The sequence below is a fragment of the Flavobacterium ovatum genome, from assembly GCF_040703125.1.
Taxonomy (GTDB): domain Bacteria; phylum Bacteroidota; class Bacteroidia; order Flavobacteriales; family Flavobacteriaceae; genus Flavobacterium; species Flavobacterium ovatum.
Genome location: NZ_CP160035.1, coordinates 500419 through 519140 on the forward strand (window position 1 = coordinate 500419; position 18722 = coordinate 519140).

An 18722-nucleotide genomic window follows, 5' to 3' on the forward strand; every position below is an offset into this window, starting at 1 on the left:
ACTTTAAAATAGATATGGGACTGTAAACTTACGATTATTTTTGAAAATGGTGGATTCGAAACCCAAATAGTCCGCATCTCTTCTTAAGTGTTATTTTTTTATAAACCTCAACGACATGAATAAAGCTATTGCTTCCGTAAATGCAAAAATCCACTCCTAATTATAGAGTGGCATTTGTTCTTGTTCAGTTCTTACCTATCATTGTAAGCAATGTAAAAGTAAAAGAGAGTAACCCTTCGTGAATTACTTTTTAGTGACCACCACCTTCGCTGACAACGTGAATTATACCTTGTTTTTTTTTTAAAATAAACGATTAAAAGAAAAACACCTAACTGTTACTCCACGTGAATTAGATTTAGCATCTATTTATTACTGAATATGTGAACAAAGGAAATAGCAGAAATCATGAATATATCTACTGGAGGAGGATGTTTATCAAGACATCGACTTTGCGAAAAATTTGATTTAACAAAAAAACTAATAGATTTTCTATTGAACATTTAATTCACACGAATAAACTAATCTGTTTTTGGTAAGATGTACAGCTATTGTTTGCAAATCACTTCACATAAAAACTATAGTATAATCGAATAAATAAACATTCAAATAATAATGCGACACTTAGTGTTGCTTTATCTTCAATATACCTTGAATTTCATATTTTAAACAGAAATTTTTTATATCATAAAAAATTAACAAATTGAATTTAAAGAAATAAAAATTAAATTATCTTTGCATTATATAAAAACAATAATTATGTCATTTTCAGATTTATTTGATAGCGAATTCAAGCAAAGAAACAAAGGTCACTTTTCTGCAATTGTTCGTATTGCTTTAGCTGACGGTGCAGTAGCGCCTGAGGAAAAAAACTTTTTGGACAAATTAGCTACGAAACTTGAAATTTCAGCTTCTGAATACGAAGAAATTTTAGAAAACCCAGCGATTTACCCAATCAACCCTCCTTATTTATACACTCAAAGATTAGAGCGTTTGTATGATTTAGTGAGAATGGTTCATATTGATCATCATTTAGGAGACAAACAAGAACTTGTATTGAAAAAAATAGCTGTAGGTTTAGGTTTTACACCTAGCAATGTGAATTACATTGTTACTAAAGCTTTATCTTTAGTAGATAAAAAAGTGGATTACGAAACTTTTGCATACGAAATGCAAAACATGTACAAGTAACACTTAGTTCATATAAATGCAAAAGCTCTTGAAAATTCAAGAGCTTTTTTTTATGCTTTATCAGGTAGGTTATTCCTTGCTAGCTTTTAACATGAAATCCTCTGCTTTTTCCACCATATTATAACTTCCACAGAAAAAAGGCACTCTTTCGTGTAGTTCAGTTGGTTTAATTTCCATAATCCTATTAAATCCGTCCGAGGCTTTTCCCCCTGCTTGCTCCGCTATAAAAGCCATTGGATTGCATTCGTATAACAAACGTAACTTTCCTTTAGGAGCCTTAGAACTTGTTGGATAAATATATATCCCTCCTTTAATCATGTTTCTGTGGATGTCTGAAACCAAACTTCCAATATAACGTGACGTATAAGGACGATCTCCTTCTTCAGATTGACAATATTTGAGATAATCTTTTACTCCTTGTGGAAACTGAACGTAATTCCCTTCATTGATAGAATAAATATTTCCATCTTTTGAAAATTGCATATTAGGATGTGATAAGTAAAACGTTCCAATAGCTGGATTCAATGTAAATCCATTAACACCATGACCAGTTGTGTAAACTAACATAGTTGATGTCCCATAAATCACATAACCCGCAGCCACTTGACATGTGCCCGGCTGTAAAAAATCATCCAGAGTTACAGGAGTTCCTATTGGAGTTATCCTTCTATAAACTGAAAACACGGTCCCCACTGATACATTCACATCAATATTTGACGAACCGTCTAGAGGATCCATCAATACAATGTACTTATTAGCATGTTTATTGTCATTACCTCTTACAGTGATGAAATCATCATTTTCCTCCGATGCGATTCCACATACAATCTCACGATTGATTAAGGTTTGAATAAAAACTTCATTGGCGTAGACATCTAATTTTTGCTGATCTTCACCTTGAATATTCTGCTCCCCTGCAGCTCCAGTGATATCAACTAAACCAGCTTTATTCACTTTATAGCTGACCACTTTGGCCGCCAAGCGAATGGAATTTATGATTCGGGATAATTCTCCAGACGAATATTGAAAAGCATTTTGGTTCTCAATAATAAATTCTCCGAGTGTTGTGTTGCGTTCTTCCATTTAAGAAATCGTTGTAGTTAGTTTGAAGTCACAAATATCGTTTTTTTTGTGAAAAGGAAAATAATAAAACAAACCTAATTTGTTAGTATTGTATATTTGCTAAATAATAATTTAACAGATTGTTATAAAAATACAAAACAAACCCAAAATGATCATTAGAAAAGGAACATCTACAGACATGAAAACCGTCTTGGAACTGATTCAAGAATTAGCCCTTTTTGAAAAAGAACCTGAGGCAGTAGAAATTACTGTTGCCAATTTAGTTCAAGATGCTTTTGGTGACAATCCGTTATTTGAAGTCTTTGTCGCAGAAATCGACAATAAAATCATAGGTATGGCTTTGTATTATTACAAATATTCTACTTGGAAAGGCAAAAGTATCCACTTAGAAGATTTGATTGTTACAGCATCTGAACGAGGGAAAGGTATTGGTCAAAAACTACTAGACAAAATGGTGACATTAGCCCAAGAAGAAAAAGTAAAACGTTTAGAATGGAATGTTTTGGATTGGAACAAATCTGCTATTGAGTTTTACGAACAATCAGGGGCCGAAATTCTAAAAGAATGGCAACTGGTTCGATTTGATGAAACTAGAATTATTAATTTTGCCAAAAAAAAATAAATTAAAAATAAAATTACAATTAAGAACATGAGAGTATTTAAGTTTGGAGGTGCCTCTGTCAAAGACGCAGCAGGAATCAAGAATGTTTACGATGTTTTACAAAAAGTAGGTTATGAAGATGTGTTACTTGTGGTTTCGGCTATGGGAAAAACAACCAATGCATTGGAATTAGTGATCAAAGACTATTTTGACAAATCACCTTCTTTGCAATCATCTGTTCAAGAAGTAAAAAAATACCATAACCAAATCCTTTTGGATTTATTTGAAGATGAAAATCATGAAGTTTTTCAAGCGGTAAAAACTCAGTTTTCTGATTTAGAATACTTTTTATCACATAACAAATCTCCTAATTACAACTTTGTTTACGACCAAGTAGTCAGTTTTGGAGAGTTGATTTCGACTACAGTTTTAAGTCACTATATGTCATTCATGGGAATTAAAACTCAGTGGATTGACGTACGTAATTTTGTAAAAACTGATGCGAACTACAGAGATGCTGAAGTGGATTGGGAGTTAACGCAAAAGAACATTTCTAAAAACGTAAAAAGAAAAATCTTGAATATTACTCAAGGTTTCTTAGGCTCTGATGAAAACAACTTCACTACTACATTAGGACGTGAAGGTTCTGACTATACTGCTGCAATATTTGCTTATTGCTTAAATGCGGAAAGTGTTACCATCTGGAAAGACGTTCCTGGAGTGATGAATGCTGACCCTAGGTATTTTGAAAATGCAAGTTTATTGAATCAAATATCGTACAGAGAAGCTATCGAATTAGCATTTTACGGAGCAACTGTAATTCACCCAAAAACGTTACAACCTCTACAAAAAAAGGAAATCCCTTTATACGTAAAATCATTTATAAACCCATTACTTAAAGGAACTGTAGTTTCTAAAGGAATGTCATTAGAACCTTATTTACCTTGTTATATTGTAAAAAGAGACCAACTTTTGATTTCTCTTTCGTCGATTGATTTCTCTTTCATCATGGAAGAGCATATTAGTGAGATTTTTGCTTTGTTTCATGAATTTAAAATCAAAGTTAACTTAATTCAAAACTCAGCGATTAGTTTCTCTGTTTGTGTGGAAGATAAATTTGGTAATTTCAAAGATTTAAATGCTGTTTTATCTAAAAAGTTCAAAGTAGATTTTAGCGAACACGTGACTTTATACACCATCAGACACTTTAACGACCTAGCAGCAGAAATGGTTGAGAAAGATAAAAACGTCATCTTGAAACAAGTAAGTACGGAGACCATGCAGATTATCACTAGCGAAAAAAAATAAATTATTGCATCAATAACACCCCAAATTTAATTCTTTGGGTGTGCCAAACAAACAAAAGGGGCTATTTATCTTTACTGGTATTTAGCCCTTTTCCATTCATATTAATCCTTAAGAATATACTACTTTTGACTTATTGACGTTATATACGCTATGTTAAAAAAGTTTCTTTTTTTTATACTACTAATTTCATTCTCTTGGATTTATGCACAAGAAAACAATTCATTGTATAAAACCAAGAAAGTTCCTGTTACTAGTGACACCATAAAAATCGAAGCTTTTAGCATCAATCCTACTCATTTCAAATTGATAGGTAGTCAAAATAAATTAATGGATGGTACAAACTATACAGTTGATTTTGAAAAAGGGATACTCATTCTCAAAGAAAGTTTTTTCACTTTTCAACTAGATTCGATAACCATTCAGTATTTAAATTATCCTGAATTTTTAACCAAAAAATATCGAATTTACGATCCAAGCAGTGTTGTTGAAACGGATATATCTAATCAACCTTTGTATAAGATTGATAATGGACTCGCAAATAAAAACGTCCCTTTTGATGGACTAAACACTTCCGGGAGCATCACCAGAGGCGTTACGATTGGGAGCAATCAAAATGCTGTTCTAAATTCTAATTTAGATCTTCAAATCACGGGAAAGATATCTGACAAAGTAAGTTTGAGGGCATCCCTCCAAGACAGTAATATTCCGATACAAAATGGCGGTTATTCACAAAAACTAGATCAGTTTGATAATATTTTCATGGAACTTTTCAGTGACAAATGGAACATACGAGCGGGAGATATTTTTCTCGAAAATCATAAAACACAGTTCCTGAATTTCAATAAAAAAGTGCAGGGATTGGCTGCCAATTTTGACTTTGGAACAGATGAAAACAAAACCAATGTTTTTGCTTCGGCAGCACTGGTTCGTGGACAATATGCCAAAAGTAATTTAAAAGGAATTGAAGGCAATCAAGGCCCCTATAAATTGAAAGGGCAAAATGGAGAACTGTATGTACTAGTCATATCAGGATCAGAGAGAGTGTATGTTAATGGACGACAACTGAAAAGAGGTGAAAACAACGATTATACTATCGATTACAATGCAGGAGAAATCACCTTCACACCGCTCTTCACCATTACGTCTGAGATGCGAATTGCGATAGAATACCAATATACCGATAGAAACTACACTCGATTTGTCACCTATGCTGGCGCATCACATGAAAATAAAAAATGGAGTCTTGCTGGTTATTTGTATTCGGAAAATGATGTGAAAAATCAGCCGGTACAGCAGAATCTTTCTACAGAGCAAGTCCAAATTTTAGCTCAATCAGGAGATAATTCTTTATTGATGACAGCACCTTCCGCTTATTCAGACACCTATTCGGAAAACAAGATTTTGTATGCTCAAAAAACAGCAAACAACCTTACCTATTATGAATATTCAAACAATCCTGACGACGAACTTTTCAATGTCCGATTCAGCCTAGTAGGAAATAATAACGGGAACTATATTTTACAAAACAGTTCTAGCATTACAAAGATATACACTTTTATTGCACCTATAAACAACATACCACAAGGAAATTACGGCGCCATCACCCAACTTGTCCCTCCAACCAAGGTACAAGTGGCTACTTTTTTAGGTAAATACAATCCATCTGAAAAAACAGCAGTTAATTTTGAAATTGGACTAAGTAATAATGACAAAAATCTTTTCTCTACGCTTGATGACACCAACAATCAAGGTTTGAGTGGGAAAATAAATGCGAAGCAACGTTTGTTATCTAAACAATGGAACGTTGATGCGTTTGGAAAATATCAGTTAATTCAAAAAGATTTTAGTTCCGTAGAACGGCTTTATACTATCGAATTTGACAGAGATTGGAATATTGAAACGACACTTTTGGGTAACCAAAGTCTACTGACTTCTGGCTTAAATTTTAATTTGAATCCGAAAGCAAATTCTAAAAATAGCGGTGCTTTGACCTATCAATTTGAAAAGTTAGATTTTTCAGGGAATTTTTCTGGAAACAGACACCTTATCAATGGTTTGTTCCAAGTTAACAATTGGAATTTTAGCACACAAGGAAGTTACTTAAAAAGTGATGCTACAGCCAGTAAATCAACCTTCATTAGAAACCAAGCTCAGGTACGTTATCATTTTGACAAGAACTGGGTGGGTGCCAGTAACAGAATCGAAGACAATCAATCAAGAAACAAAACCACCAATGCTTTTACTACATTAAGTCAACGCTATAACGAATATGGTGTATTTATAGGAAGAGGAGACAGCACAAAAGTCTTTGTCGAATTAGGGCTTTTAAAGAGAAGTAATGATAGTATCCAAAACGGTATTTTACAAAGAGTAAACAACTCCAACTCTTACTTTTTGAAATCAAAATTAATTCAAACCAATACTAGCGACTTAACGGTTTATGCTAATTATAGAGTTTTGGATTATGAAAATTCAAATAAAAAGAAAGAATCTACATTAAATTCGAGAGTAGTTTTTAACGACCGCTTTTTCAATCAATTGTTACAAACAACAACTGCGTATGAAACCAATTCGGGATCATTACCACAACAAGAATATACTTTTCTAGAAGTCGATTCTGGACAAGGGGTATATATGTGGAATGATTATAATAATAACGGCATTCAAGAGCTACAGGAGTTTGAAATCGCTCCTTTTATTGACCAAGCAAAATACATTCAAGTGTTTTTGCCAAACTTAGTTTATATCAAAACGCATCAAACTAAGTTTTCACAATCTTTGATTATCAATCCCAGTCAGTGGCAAAACAAAACAGGTTTTCCAAAATTGGCTTCCTATTTATACAATCAAACTACTTTTTTAATTGATAGAAAAACAAAAAATAATGGTGATAATTTTGAGCTAAATCCGTTTGCTACAACATCTGAAAATGTTTTGGGTTTGAGTTCTAGTTTTAGGAACAGTTTGTTTTACAACCGAGGCAAACAAAACCATTCCGTGACCTATACGTATTTGGACAACAAAGCCAAAAATCTGCTTTCTAATGGAACTCAAGAAACGGCTAACAGTTCCCATCAATTACAGTATGCACATTTGTATAGAAAAAGTTGGTTGTTTGGCTTTTTTACCAAAACTATTGCAACGAGCGTTACCTCCGAAAATTATCCTCTTAAAAACTATACCGTTTCAGGATATCAATTGGCTCCAAAAATCAGTTATTTATTTTCCAAGAATACGAGTTGGGACCTTTTCTATGAATTGCAAAACAAGAAAAATCAAATTGGCGATTTGGAGACTCTTTTACAAAATAGATTTGGGACCTCCATTTCCTATTCAGGCACAAAAAACATTACTTTAAATGGTGAGGTTTCTTTTTATCAAAATAAATATGATGGTAACGAATTCTCTTCTGTAGGTTTCCAAATGCTTGAGGGCTTACAAACGGGTCAGAACTTGGTTTGGAAGCTACTTTTACAGAAAAATATCACTCAGTTTTTAGACATTAACTTTAATTACCTGGGTCGAAAAAGTGAAACTAGCAAAACCGTTCATACTGGTAATATTCAATTGAGGGCTTATTTTTAATAATTAATATTTCGCTCTAAAACCATACAATTAGTACCTTTCCAAAAAGTTTATCAAAAAATGAAAACTGAGCATACCAAAGGAACAATCTTAATCGCCGTTTTAAATTGGGGCTTGGGTCATGCTACTCGTTGTATTCCCATCATTCAGAAACTACAAGAATCTAATTTCACTCCTATTATTGCTTCTAATGGCATGGCATTGGCATTATTAAAAAAAGAATTCCCCCAAATAAAACATCTGGAATTACCTTCGTACCAAATAGAATATCCTAAACGAAAGATATTATTTAAATGGAAATTAATTCAAAGTTTGCCCAAGATAGCTAAGGCAGTTTTAGACGAAAATAAAATAGTTCAGGAATGGATCAATCAATATGATATTGACGGCATCATTTCAGATAATAGACTAGGTTGTTATTCTACAAAAATCCCTTCAGTTTACATTACACACCAAATTAATGTAATGACTGGAAGTACTACTTGGTTCAGTAGTATATTACATCAATATTTTATCAAAAAATTTAATACTTGTTGGGTTCCTGATCTGCAGCAGTCTATCAACTTGGCGGGAAAACTTAGCCATACTCAAAAAGGGAAACTAAATTTAACATACATTGGTCCTATCAGTCGGTTTCAAAAAAAAGAACGTCCCATTCAATATCAACTAATGATTATTTTGTCTGGTCCAGAACCTCAACGGAGCCTATTAGAAACTAAATTAATCACTGAAATTGTAACGTTTAATGGTTCGGTACTTTTCGTAAAAGGGATAGTTACGAAGGACCAAATTATTGAAAGAGTCAGAAATACAACTTACTATAATTACATGAACAGTGAGCAGCTGGAAGAAGCACTGAATGAAAGCGAACTCATTCTTTGCCGCTCTGGTTATAGTTCCATTATGGACTTAGCTCAGCTTGAAAAGAAAGTGTTCTTCATCCCTACTCCTGGACAGTTTGAACAAGAATATTTGGCAGAAAAACTAGAAGCTGATGGAATCGCTCCATATATGAGTCAAGATTATTTTTCAATTGAAGCACTTAACAAAACAACTTTATATAGTGGCTTTGTAAATCTAGAAACTACTGTAGAGTGGACTGCTCTATTAAATATTTTCAATAAAAAAACCGATAGTCAATTTCATAAAGAAACATAACTATCGGTTTTTGAAAATTTGTTGTCTTAGAAAAGACTATTTTTTTTCAGTGAACTTTTCGTGTTTGATCATTTTAGCATTAATCATAAAATAAACTGATTCTGCTACATTTGAATTATGGTCTGCAATTCGCTCCATATGCTTTAAGGCAATGATAAGTTTTGTTCCAGAAACTACTGTTTTAGAATTGCTTTTCATCTCCCCAATTATATTTTCAATAGCATCTATACTATTACTTTTAATGCTATTATTCAAAGCAAAAATCCTTTCAATTTTTGACTCATCTAAATCTTTAAAACATTCATTAGTTTCAGATGTAATCAACACAACCTCTTTAGTAATATCTATAATATTAAATTTAGAAATCAACTCATGCTTTTCTTTGATGCTTTTAGATAATTTGATGATACTCATTGACAAATCACCAATTCTTTCAATCTCATTACTAATTTGCATAGCCGACATGATAAACCTCAAATCTGAAGCAACTGGTTGTTGTAGTGCAAAAACTGTTTGACAAATATCATCAATCTTTAAATCAAGTTTGTCAATTTTATTTTCTGTCTTTTTTACTTCTTTAACTTCTGCAAAAGGTTCTGAAAGAATAGATTTTACCGCTTCAGAAATTTGACTTTCGGCCAAACCTCCAATTTTTATTATAATACTTCTAAGTTTCCCTAGTTCTGTTTCTAAATATGATGCCATTGTGAATGGGTTATTTGTTTAAATGTTTAAATGTTTTATGGATTAAACGGTTAAACGGTTAAACGTTTAAACGGTTAAATCTAAAAAAATTATCCAAATCTTCCTGTTATATAATCTTCAGTTTGTTTCTTAGATGGTTTAGTGAAAATCGTTTTGGTTTTGTCATACTCAATCAATTCTCCCATATAGAAAAAAGCAGTATTATCACTAATACGTCCTGCTTGTTGCATATTATGTGTTACAATTACAATAGTATATTTTTCTTTTAATTCATAAATAAGCTCTTCCACTTTAGAAGTAGAAATAGGATCTAGTGCAGAAGTAGGCTCATCCATCAATAAAATAGAAGGTTGTATTGCCAATGCACGTGCAATACACAAACGTTGTTGTTGACCACCTGAAAGTTCAAACGCTGATTTATGTAATTTATCTTTCACCTCATCCCAAAGGGCAACTTGCTCAATGGTGGTAATAACACGCTCCTCAATTATTTTTTTATCCGTAATCCCGTTTACTCTAAGTCCGTAGGCTACGTTTTCATAAATTGATTTTGGAAATGGATTCGGTTTTTGAAAAACCATCCCTACATTTTTCCTTAAGTCATCAACATTGGTTTGTTTATCATAAATATCATTGCCATCAATAGTAATAGACCCCGTCATCTGAGTATTATCTATTAGGTCATTCATACGATTCAACAAACGTAAATAAGTTGATTTGCCACAACCAGAAGGACCTATCAATGCTGTTACTGTATTTTCTTTCATCGACAATGAAATATCGTGTAAGGCTTGAGATTCTCCGTAATAAAAATTTACGTTCTGTGATACTATTTTATGCATGTTATATTATTATTTAATCCTAAAATTAAGAAATCTAATCCTTTTGTGAAATAAAGCAAACCTTAATTATTCAAGGCCGTACTTATTTCCAATTCGGAATTAATTCATTTTTACTTTTTTACCAAAATATTTACGAAGCTTATTTGCTAACAAATTTGAAATCAAAACTATGACTATCAAAACAAGTGCTGTCCCGTATGCCATTGCTCTAGAAGCTTCAATATTCGTTCCGCTAGTAGAAATTACATATAAATGATACGGCAATGCCATGGCTTGATCAAAAATAGAGGTAGGCAATTTAGGCAAAAAATACGCAGCAACGGTAAATAAAATGGGGGCCGTTTCACCAGAAACACGTCCTATGGACAAAATTAAACCTGTAATAATATTTGGAAAAGCGATCGGAAAAACTACGTTACTTGTTGTTTGCCATTTACTAGCACCTAAGCCTAAACTGGCTTGTCTAAAGGTGTCGTCAACTGCTTTTAAAGACTCTTCCGTAGTTCGGATAACAACTGGCAACACTAATAATCCTAGTGTTAATCCCCCTGCCAATATTGAATCTCCAAAACCTAATTTATTTACAAATAAAGACATTCCGAAAAGTCCAAATACAATCGAAGGTACTCCTGCAAGGTTGTTGGTCATTTGTTTGATGATCTTTTTTACCCAACCATCTTTTACATATTCATTCATATATAAGGCAGCCAAAACTCCTACTGGAAAAGCAAAAACCATACTTACAATGACCAAACATAGTGTTCCAACAATTGCCGGAAAAATCCCTCCACTGGTCATCCCATCTTTAGGCATCTCTGAGATAAATTCCCAACTGATCACTCCTATTCCTTTGACTACTATAAAAGCTAAAATCACAAATAAGAGTGCTACAATAGCGTAGCTTATTCCAGTGAATATTCCAAAAGCAATATTTTGATTACGTCTTTTTCTCTTAACTAATTTATTTTTACTGCTCATACTAGTGTTTTTTATGAGATTTACTATTGGTCACTAATTCAACCAACATATTAATCCCAAATGTAATGATAAACAAAATACACCCCAAAGCAAACAATGCCTCATAATGCAATCCCCCATTTGGAGCTTCCCCTAATTCAGCCGCAATAGTTGCAGGAATCGTTCTAACAGGTGCTAAAAAAGTATGTGGAATTACAGCCGCATTACCTGTTACCATCAAAACTGCCATTGTTTCTCCTATCGCTCTACCGATTCCTAAAATTGCACCAGCCGTTATTCCTGAAGCAGAATGAGGTATAACAACTTTATATATGGTTTGCCAATGACTTGCTCCAAGAGCTAAACTAGCTTCCTTCATTGCTCTAGGCGTATTGCGCATAGCGTCTTCAGAAATAGTAATAATTGTTGGCAATGCCATAATGGCTAAAACAATACTTCCCGCCAAAGCAGTTTCACCCACAGGTAAATTAAATGTACTTTGAATCAAGGGAACTATAATCACTAAACCAAAAAAACCATATACCACAGAAGGAATCCCTGCCAGTAGTTCGATTAAGGGCTTCAATAAATTACGTGTTTTTTTCTTGGCAATTTCACTCAAAAAGATGGCAGCTGCTAAACCTATTGGTAATGCAATAAGAATTGCCCCAAAACTTACCCAAAGTGTACCGTAAATTAAGGGTTTCACACCCATTTGTGCTATAGGCTGCGCAGTTGGAAACCATTCTTCTCCAGATAAAAATTTAGAGATTGTTATTTTATCAATATCTAGTTCTCTACCAGCAAAATCCTTGGCTTTATAAGTATCCGCGAAGAAAGCAATTATACCAGGAGTTTTATTAATAAGCTCATTAATTTTCTCAGGGAAATATTCAAAATTTTCTCCTAATTCTTCGTCTGTATAATAATCCGAAATATCGGAAGTTCTAAATAAAACAATTGGCAAATCGGCCCCTCCTATTTCATTCCAATTCTTAATCTTTTGATCATAAACATCTTTGACTTGAGCTGGTGAAAGTTTTTGTACAGGGTTAGTTGTTGCTACTGCCAATAAAAAACCATCATCAATGGGCTTCCTACTAAATACTCCTGCCCCTTCAATAAATAAAAAAAAGACAATCAAAATCACCGTAACACTGGTAGTTACACTACTCAGCATCAATATAGACTCAATTATCTTCTCTTTGATCTGTTTTAAATTTGTTTTCAAATCAGTATATTTAATTTTTCAACAAAATTACGCTAGACACGCGCCTTTAATGTTTGTAGATTATTAACCTTATGTTAACTTAACGTTAAGAAGTGTTCTTTTGTAAAATAAATAATGCAATAACAAAAAAAGGCCGTCTATTAAGACAGCCTTTACATTTTTATATAAATAACCTATTGAATTTAGTCTAAAGGAACATATCCAATTTCAGAAACATTCTTTTGTCCAGCAGCAGATAATGCATAATCAACAACTGATTTTACTTTAGCTGCATTTGTTTTGTTATACATATAAAACAAAGGTCTTGAAATTGGGTAGGTTTTATCTTTTGCACTTGCTACAGATGGAGCAACATAGTTTTTACCTTGATCGTAAGAAACAGCTAATTGCTTTACTTCTTTAGTCTCATAAGCTAAACCTACATATCCAATAGCTCCTTTAGTTTGCCCTACCGCTTGTACAATTGCACCTGTTGCTGGTAAACTCAAAATATCAGTAGCATAATTTTTCTTATCCATTACTTCTTCTTTGAAAAACTCATACGTTCCAGAAGAAGACTCTCTTGAGTAAGCAACGATTTTCGCGTCTGCTCCACCAACTTCTTTCCAGTTTTTGATTTCACCAATGTAAATTTTTTCCAATTGCTCACGAGTCAACTGTGAAACTTTATTATCTGGATTTACAATTACAGCCAATGCATCATAAGCAATAATTACTTTTTCAATTTCAGTTTTAGTTTCAACAAATTTTAATTTTTCTTCTGTTTTCAAATCTCTTGAAGCCATTGCAATATCAGTAGTCCCGTCAATTAAAGCAGTTAATCCAACTCCTGAACCTCCACCTACAACAGTAATACTCACATTTGCATCATTCTTCATTAATTCCTCAGCTTCTTTTTGAGCTAATGGCAATACTGTATCACTCCCTTTGATGGTTACAGATACTTCAGCATTACCCTCTTTATTTTCAGTTTTAGCCTTACCACAACTTAACATACCAATCAATGGTAATATTAATAATAATTTAAATTTATTCATTTTTTAATTTTTTGTTTAATTTTCTACAAAAATAACCTCCCAATATTAACTCTATGTTAAGGCAATATTATTCAATCTTTATACTTTATAATAAAAGCTCAGTTGATTATTACAAACCAATTTCAACTTGAAAACGTGCAAACCAATTATTTGAAACTGATGAACCATATTTCTGTACATTATCATATGATAATTCGGTTTGAACCTTCATTTTATGACCAAAAAGATATCTTGACAATCCAACAGTGTATTCATCAACATTAGGACTTTTTGTTTTTATATCATCATGTACTTTTTGGGTAGAAAAACGACCGATAAGTTGGTACTCCGAAGGAAAAACATAACTCAATTGAGTATCTACACCGTGTCCAACAAATACAGCCTGGCTTTTAGTAATATCCAATGCATCAACAGTAATTGGATTATTAGCGTCTCTAGACATATAAGCACCTGTAGCTGACCAACCGTTGTATTTAAAAACAGCATCTATAAAAACCGACTTCAAAGTCCTTGCTTCATACAAGCTACTTCCTAATTGACCTTGAGACCTAAGAGCATTGTTATTCTGACTAAAACCACCCGACAACATCAATTTAGGTGTTTTCTCTCTCATTAAATCTGCTTCAAAATTAGAACCGTTTTTCGTAAAAGCACCTAAAGGAAACAATTCTAATTTACCCGTTAAAGCAATCCCATCATCAGATGTTTTTACCCAGTTACGACCTTCTCCTTTAGATATAGCTCCTTTCAACCCATAGTAAAATTTATCTTTTTTCTCTTTAGCATATTCTACAAATACACCAAAATCACGGTCGATATTAAACTTAGAGTTATTAATACTACGATCTGTAAGTTCTAATGAACCAGACGAAATCACCCGTTGGTTATTTCCTGGTAATTTGGTTTGCCCAAAAGCTAACTTCAAATCAGAATTTGGCTGATAAAAGAAAACTCCATCTAATATTACGTTTCCACTATTTCCAACCGCAACGGTTCCTATATCCCTAGCCGAAAATCCAAGCTCTACTTTATAACCAAACTTTGGGTTTACAACAAAACCATCAAGTTTTAATCTCATTCTTCTGATTTCACCTTCAACTACTCCAGACTTACCTTCTTCTTTACCGTAACCTATTCTACTTTGAACTCTAAAGCCGATATTCATTTGAAACAAACTATCTACAGCTGTAAAGCCTACTTTTTTTCCTGAGGTATAATATCCTTCCAAAGCCGATTTGGCAACCGTTGGTTTTTTAACATCTTGTGCCGTTATTATCATTGAAAACAAAAGCGAAATACTTAATAAAAATTTTTTCATTTTAACAATTAGTTATCATTGTGTTATTACGGTGCAAAACTAATGTTAATAAAAAAGGACAGTATTAACTTAATGTTATGATAACCTCAACAAACGGTAATCAAAAACAATAAAACACACAAAAAAACACCTTAAACACTTGATATACAAAGTATTAGATAAAACAAAACAGGAAAAATCAGCACGAAAAAAGAAGACGTAATTTACTATTTTTAGAGGTTTTTCCTTATCGAAAATAAAAAAAAACAGTTTTTTCTTTCACTGGTTTTTAAAAAACTAACTCGAAAAATTTAGGAAAAATAGTAAAATCATAAAAAGAGCCTCTTAAACTGAAACGTTTAAGAGGCTCTCTAAAATCAAAAAGAAATACTATTGAAACCTAGAAATTAATCTGAAGTTGTAAGCGCAACAAATTACCTGTTTGTGCATTTATTGGCTTTGCAGCATCTTCGTACCTTCTACTTGAAATAGTATAATCTGCTACTACTTCAACATTTTTAAATGGTTGCCATTCAACACCAATTTCCAAATCATTAACAGAATAACTTCTTGCATCCAATTCTTGTTTCTTACCACCACGATACATTTGATACTTTACAAACGGCAACACCACTTGTTGATCTATTTTTAAGTTATAAAATGCTTGCATATAACCACCGTGAAGTCTTTTTTGGTCGATCGTATTGGTTGCAGTATTATACTCTGGCCCCGTACCTATATTATATTCCGCTTGTAGACCGAAAGGTTTTGGATAAAGAATCATGCTTCCAGCAACTCGTTGGTCTAAATATTCTCCGTTTGCATTGTATATCACATTCTTTGCTGTACTGATACTTTGCACTACATATTTACCAGTATACCCTTGAATACCAGCTTCAAAAACTTGTCCGTTTTTGAACTCAAACGGGTAAGATACACGAGCTGCTATGTGTTGATTATTATTAGCCTCTGCTCTATTTGCTGTTTGTCCATTATAAATAGCAAGACCTACAACACCATAATCACCAGATCCTTTTAAACCATCAGACACCAATTTGGCAAACAATTCTCTTTTCTCTTTTGGAGCCCAATAAAACATCACTCCCAAATCACGCTCATTGGCCACAGCACTATTTAAGGCATCATTACGATCCAAAGTTAACCTGTTTTGACTTGATTGCATGTTTTCAAATCCATAAGGAACCTTACTTTGACCGACTCTAAAACGGAACTCTTTTTTGGAATCTAATGAAATATCTGCATAAGCATCTCTTATTTGTAAAAAATTATTAGATGTAGAAGAAGCAGAAGAAGCAAAATCTGGCTGAATGTAAATGTAAACACGATCGTGAACATTTCCGGAAAAAACCAAACGACCACGTCTAATAAAGAAACTATTGTCTCCTCCCCATGATTTATCACACTGTTCGCAACCTAAATCAGAATTAGTTTCTAACAACTTATTATACCTCACTTGCATATACCCTCTTAGACTAATAGTCTCAAACCATTTTTTAACTGGTAAAACTGTTGTTTTTGGCGCTTCAGTCACAGCTTGTCCTTGGGCCATCATTGTCATAAAGACTAAGGCAATTATTGAAAAAATAATTTTTTTCATAACGATTAAATTTTTGTTAATTTTTCGACAAATCTATAACAAGAGAAGGTTCTCAATGTTAAGGAATCTTTAATAAAATGCAAATAAAAAAACATCCGAAAAACCATCAAAAACTACATCAAAAAATTTAATATTTAGTCCAAAAAAAAGGAACCGCTTTCACGATTCCTTATAATATATAGTAGTTTAACAAACTTTATTTAACCCAATTTCTTTTTAAAGTTTGGTCTCTCAAGCGTAAACGAGAACTCAGAACCTACTCCAAAATCACTTTCCACATAAATTTTCTCTTTATGAGCTTCAATAATATGCTTAACAATAGCTAATCCCAAACCAGAACCACCTTCTTCTCGTGATCCACTCTTATTAACTCTATAAAAACGCTCAAAAAGTCGCGGTAAATGCTGTTTTTCAATTCCACCGCCATTATCACTAACACGAACTAATACTTTTTTCTTTGTCAAATTCACAACCGAAACCTCAGTTGCGCCATTCTCCTTACCATACTTTATAGAATTGACAATTAAGTTTTCAATTACTTGTTGGATCCTATCACGATCTCCTCTTACATAATTAGGCAAAGCACTACTGTTATCAAAAGTCAATGAAATATTCTTCTTCTCCGCTTTCATTTCCAAAAGATCAAATACATTTTGAATCAATTCATAAATATCAAATTCAGAATATTCCAAATTCAAATCTCCTGCTTCTAATTTAGTAATCATATCCAGGTCTTCAACAATATAAATCAAACGTTCCACCCCTTTTTCAGCACGTCTTAAATATTTTTTACGAATTAGTTTATCTTCCATAGCGCCATCCAGCAACGTGGAAATATATCCTTGAACGGTAAACAAAGGCGTTTTAAGTTCATGAGAAACATTCCCTAAAAAATCTCTACGGTATTCTTCACGTACTTGAAGCAATTCAATTTCTAACTTTTTATCGGTTGCAAATTTCTTGACTTCTCTTGTCAAGGTTTCCATATCAGTGGTAATAGGCTGATTAATCAATGTACTTGACTCCAACAAAGAAACATCGTCATATATTTTTTTGACACGTCTATAAATAAAACGCTCTACACGATATTGCAATACTAAAAAAGAAAAAAGAAAAAGAATTACACTAAAAATAATCCCAAACCACCATAGTTGCTCATAGGAAGATGCAAACATTATTGCAACCAATAAAACAACAAAACCAGTCGAAAAAAGGCTGATATAAAAAGCTGATTTTATAGCAAATTTGTATGTTTTTTTAAAACTAATTTTCATGTAATACTTTAATGTATATTTAAAATGGGCTAAAAGCCCATTTCTATTTTAATCTGCAAAGTTAAATAATATGATAATCACTTAATCATTCTATACTTCAAATTTATAACCTACTCCTTTTATAGTTTTGAATAATTCCTCCCCAATTTTTTCACGTAATTTACGAATATGAACATCAATCGTTCTTCCGCCCACTACTACTTCATTACCCCAAACTTTATCTAGAATTTCATCTCTTTTAAAAACTTTCCCAGGTTTTGATGCTAATAAATAAAACAATTCAAATTCTTTTCTTGGCAAAGAAATCTCTTGACCGTCCATTACAATTTTATATTCTTCTCGGTTTATTTCGATACCACCTACATTTAAGGTTTCACTATCTTGATCCGACTCTACCAACCTTCTCAACAAAGCTTTTACTTTACTTACTAATAATTTAGGTTTAATAGGCTTCGTAATATAATCGTCAGCTCCTACATCAAAACCAGCAACTTGAGAATAATCCTCACTTCTAGCAGTTAAGAATGTAATAATAACTTTACTCAATTCAGGAATTTTTCTAATATTCTCACAAGCTTCCATTCCGTCCATCTCTGGCATCATCACATCCATGATAATTAAGTCTGGAATTTCTTTTTTAGCTTTTACAATAGCCTCTTTACCATTTGATGCTGTAAAAATTTGATAGCCCTCTTGTGCAAGGTTATACCCTACAATTTCCAAGATATCCGGCTCGTCATCTACTAGTAAAATTTTAGTGTTCTTGTTTTTCATAATAATAGCAAAATTAGGTTTAAATCATTAGTAATACAGTTGTTTTTAAACTAATGATTACAAT

General features: G+C 32.8%; 15 protein-coding genes. 5 read left to right on the forward strand and 10 right to left on the reverse strand.

Going from position 1 to position 18722, the window contains the following annotated elements; genetic code table 11:
• The first annotated feature begins 756 nt into the window (after positions 1 to 756).
• The gene (locus tag ABZP37_RS02240) at positions 757 to 1188 is read left to right on the forward strand and encodes a TerB family tellurite resistance protein (RefSeq protein WP_366185251.1); all 432 of its coding nucleotides are present in this window, start codon (positions 757 to 759) and stop codon (positions 1186 to 1188) included.
• 69 nt (positions 1189 to 1257) lie between these two features.
• Here the strand turns inward: ABZP37_RS02240 and fbp are convergent, their stop codons facing one another.
• On the reverse strand, positions 1258 to 2271 hold the full coding sequence (gene fbp / locus ABZP37_RS02245) for a class 1 fructose-bisphosphatase (protein ID WP_366185252.1): 1014 nt from the start codon (positions 2269 to 2271) through the stop codon (positions 1258 to 1260).
• A 148-nt stretch (positions 2272 to 2419) separates the two neighbouring features.
• Here fbp and ABZP37_RS02250 point away from each other — a divergent pair, with 148 nt between their 5' ends.
• The 4 genes from ABZP37_RS02250 to ABZP37_RS02265 all read left to right on the forward strand — a co-directional run bounded on the left by ABZP37_RS02250 (position 2420) and on the right by ABZP37_RS02265 (position 8923).
• On the forward strand, positions 2420 to 2893 hold the full coding sequence (locus ABZP37_RS02250) for a GNAT family N-acetyltransferase (RefSeq protein ID WP_366185253.1): 474 nt from the start codon (positions 2420 to 2422) through the stop codon (positions 2891 to 2893).
• Positions 2894 to 2920: 27 nt separating this feature from the next.
• On the forward strand, positions 2921 to 4180 hold the full coding sequence (locus tag ABZP37_RS02255; RefSeq protein ID WP_366185255.1) for an aspartate kinase: 1260 nt from the start codon (positions 2921 to 2923) through the stop codon (positions 4178 to 4180).
• 150 nt (positions 4181 to 4330) lie between these two features.
• Positions 4331 to 7765, forward strand: a complete 3435-nt coding sequence (locus tag ABZP37_RS02260) for a hypothetical protein (protein ID WP_366185256.1) — start codon at positions 4331 to 4333, stop codon at positions 7763 to 7765.
• 60 nt (positions 7766 to 7825) lie between these two features.
• Complete coding sequence (locus ABZP37_RS02265) at positions 7826 to 8923, forward strand: glycosyltransferase (protein ID WP_366185258.1); 1098 nt, start codon at positions 7826 to 7828, stop codon at positions 8921 to 8923.
• 36 nt (positions 8924 to 8959) lie between these two features.
• Here the strand turns inward: ABZP37_RS02265 and phoU are convergent, their stop codons facing one another.
• From phoU to ABZP37_RS02310, 9 genes are all read right to left on the reverse strand, one after another.
• Entirely contained in the window at positions 8960 to 9628 is a 669-nt protein-coding gene (gene phoU / locus ABZP37_RS02270; protein WP_366185260.1) for a phosphate signaling complex protein PhoU, read from the reverse strand.
• An 89-nt stretch (positions 9629 to 9717) separates the two neighbouring features.
• Positions 9718 to 10470, reverse strand: a complete 753-nt coding sequence (gene pstB / locus ABZP37_RS02275; protein ID WP_366185262.1) for a phosphate ABC transporter ATP-binding protein PstB — start codon at positions 10468 to 10470, stop codon at positions 9718 to 9720.
• 99 nt (positions 10471 to 10569) lie between these two features.
• Positions 10570 to 11448, reverse strand: a complete 879-nt coding sequence (pstA, locus tag ABZP37_RS02280; protein ID WP_366185264.1) for a phosphate ABC transporter permease PstA — start codon at positions 11446 to 11448, stop codon at positions 10570 to 10572.
• 1 nt (position 11449) lies between these two features.
• Positions 11450 to 12658: a phosphate ABC transporter permease subunit PstC gene (gene pstC, locus ABZP37_RS02285; protein ID WP_366185266.1), complete on the reverse strand. Its 1209-nt coding sequence runs from the start codon at positions 12656 to 12658 to the stop codon at positions 11450 to 11452.
• 182 nt (positions 12659 to 12840) lie between these two features.
• The gene (locus ABZP37_RS02290) at positions 12841 to 13695 is read right to left on the reverse strand and encodes a phosphate ABC transporter substrate-binding protein (RefSeq protein WP_366185267.1); all 855 of its coding nucleotides are present in this window, start codon (positions 13693 to 13695) and stop codon (positions 12841 to 12843) included.
• Positions 13696 to 13804: 109 nt separating this feature from the next.
• A complete protein-coding gene (locus ABZP37_RS02295; protein WP_366185269.1) occupies positions 13805 to 15013 on the reverse strand; it encodes a porin in 1209 nt (402 codons plus the stop codon).
• 379 nt (positions 15014 to 15392) lie between these two features.
• Positions 15393 to 16610: a porin gene (locus ABZP37_RS02300; protein ID WP_366185271.1), complete on the reverse strand. Its 1218-nt coding sequence runs from the start codon at positions 16608 to 16610 to the stop codon at positions 15393 to 15395.
• Between the two features lie 200 nt (positions 16611 to 16810).
• Entirely contained in the window at positions 16811 to 17884 is a 1074-nt protein-coding gene (locus tag ABZP37_RS02305) for an ATP-binding protein (RefSeq protein WP_366185273.1), read from the reverse strand.
• 90 nt (positions 17885 to 17974) lie between these two features.
• Complete coding sequence (locus tag ABZP37_RS02310; RefSeq protein ID WP_366185275.1) at positions 17975 to 18658, reverse strand: response regulator transcription factor; 684 nt, start codon at positions 18656 to 18658, stop codon at positions 17975 to 17977.
• Between the last annotated feature and the right edge of the window lie 64 nt (positions 18659 to 18722).

Excerpts from the sequence above, each read along its gene's own strand:
- fbp (WP_366185252.1), bottom strand. The coding sequence starts at position 2,271 with ATGGAAGAACGCAACACAACACTCGGAGAATTTATTATTGAGAACCAA.
- ABZP37_RS02295 (WP_366185269.1), bottom strand. The coding sequence starts at position 15,013 with ATGAAAAAATTTTTATTAAGTATTTCGCTTTTGTTTTCAATGATAATA.
- ABZP37_RS02255 (WP_366185255.1), top strand. The coding sequence starts at position 2,921 with ATGAGAGTATTTAAGTTTGGAGGTGCCTCTGTCAAAGACGCAGCAGGA.
- ABZP37_RS02260 (WP_366185256.1), top strand. The coding sequence starts at position 4,331 with ATGTTAAAAAAGTTTCTTTTTTTTATACTACTAATTTCATTCTCTTGG.
- ABZP37_RS02250 (WP_366185253.1), top strand. The coding sequence starts at position 2,420 with ATGATCATTAGAAAAGGAACATCTACAGACATGAAAACCGTCTTGGAA.
- pstA (WP_366185264.1), bottom strand. The coding sequence starts at position 11,448 with ATGAGCAGTAAAAATAAATTAGTTAAGAGAAAAAGACGTAATCAAAAT.
- phoU (WP_366185260.1), bottom strand. The coding sequence starts at position 9,628 with ATGGCATCATATTTAGAAACAGAACTAGGGAAACTTAGAAGTATTATA.
- ABZP37_RS02310 (WP_366185275.1), bottom strand. The coding sequence starts at position 18,658 with ATGAAAAACAAGAACACTAAAATTTTACTAGTAGATGACGAGCCGGAT.
- ABZP37_RS02300 (WP_366185271.1), bottom strand. The coding sequence starts at position 16,610 with ATGAAAAAAATTATTTTTTCAATAATTGCCTTAGTCTTTATGACAATG.
- pstB (WP_366185262.1), bottom strand. The coding sequence starts at position 10,470 with ATGCATAAAATAGTATCACAGAACGTAAATTTTTATTACGGAGAATCT.
- ABZP37_RS02265 (WP_366185258.1), top strand. The coding sequence starts at position 7,826 with ATGAAAACTGAGCATACCAAAGGAACAATCTTAATCGCCGTTTTAAAT.
- ABZP37_RS02240 (WP_366185251.1), top strand. The coding sequence starts at position 757 with ATGTCATTTTCAGATTTATTTGATAGCGAATTCAAGCAAAGAAACAAA.
- ABZP37_RS02290 (WP_366185267.1), bottom strand. The coding sequence starts at position 13,695 with ATGAATAAATTTAAATTATTATTAATATTACCATTGATTGGTATGTTA.
- ABZP37_RS02305 (WP_366185273.1), bottom strand. The coding sequence starts at position 17,884 with ATGAAAATTAGTTTTAAAAAAACATACAAATTTGCTATAAAATCAGCT.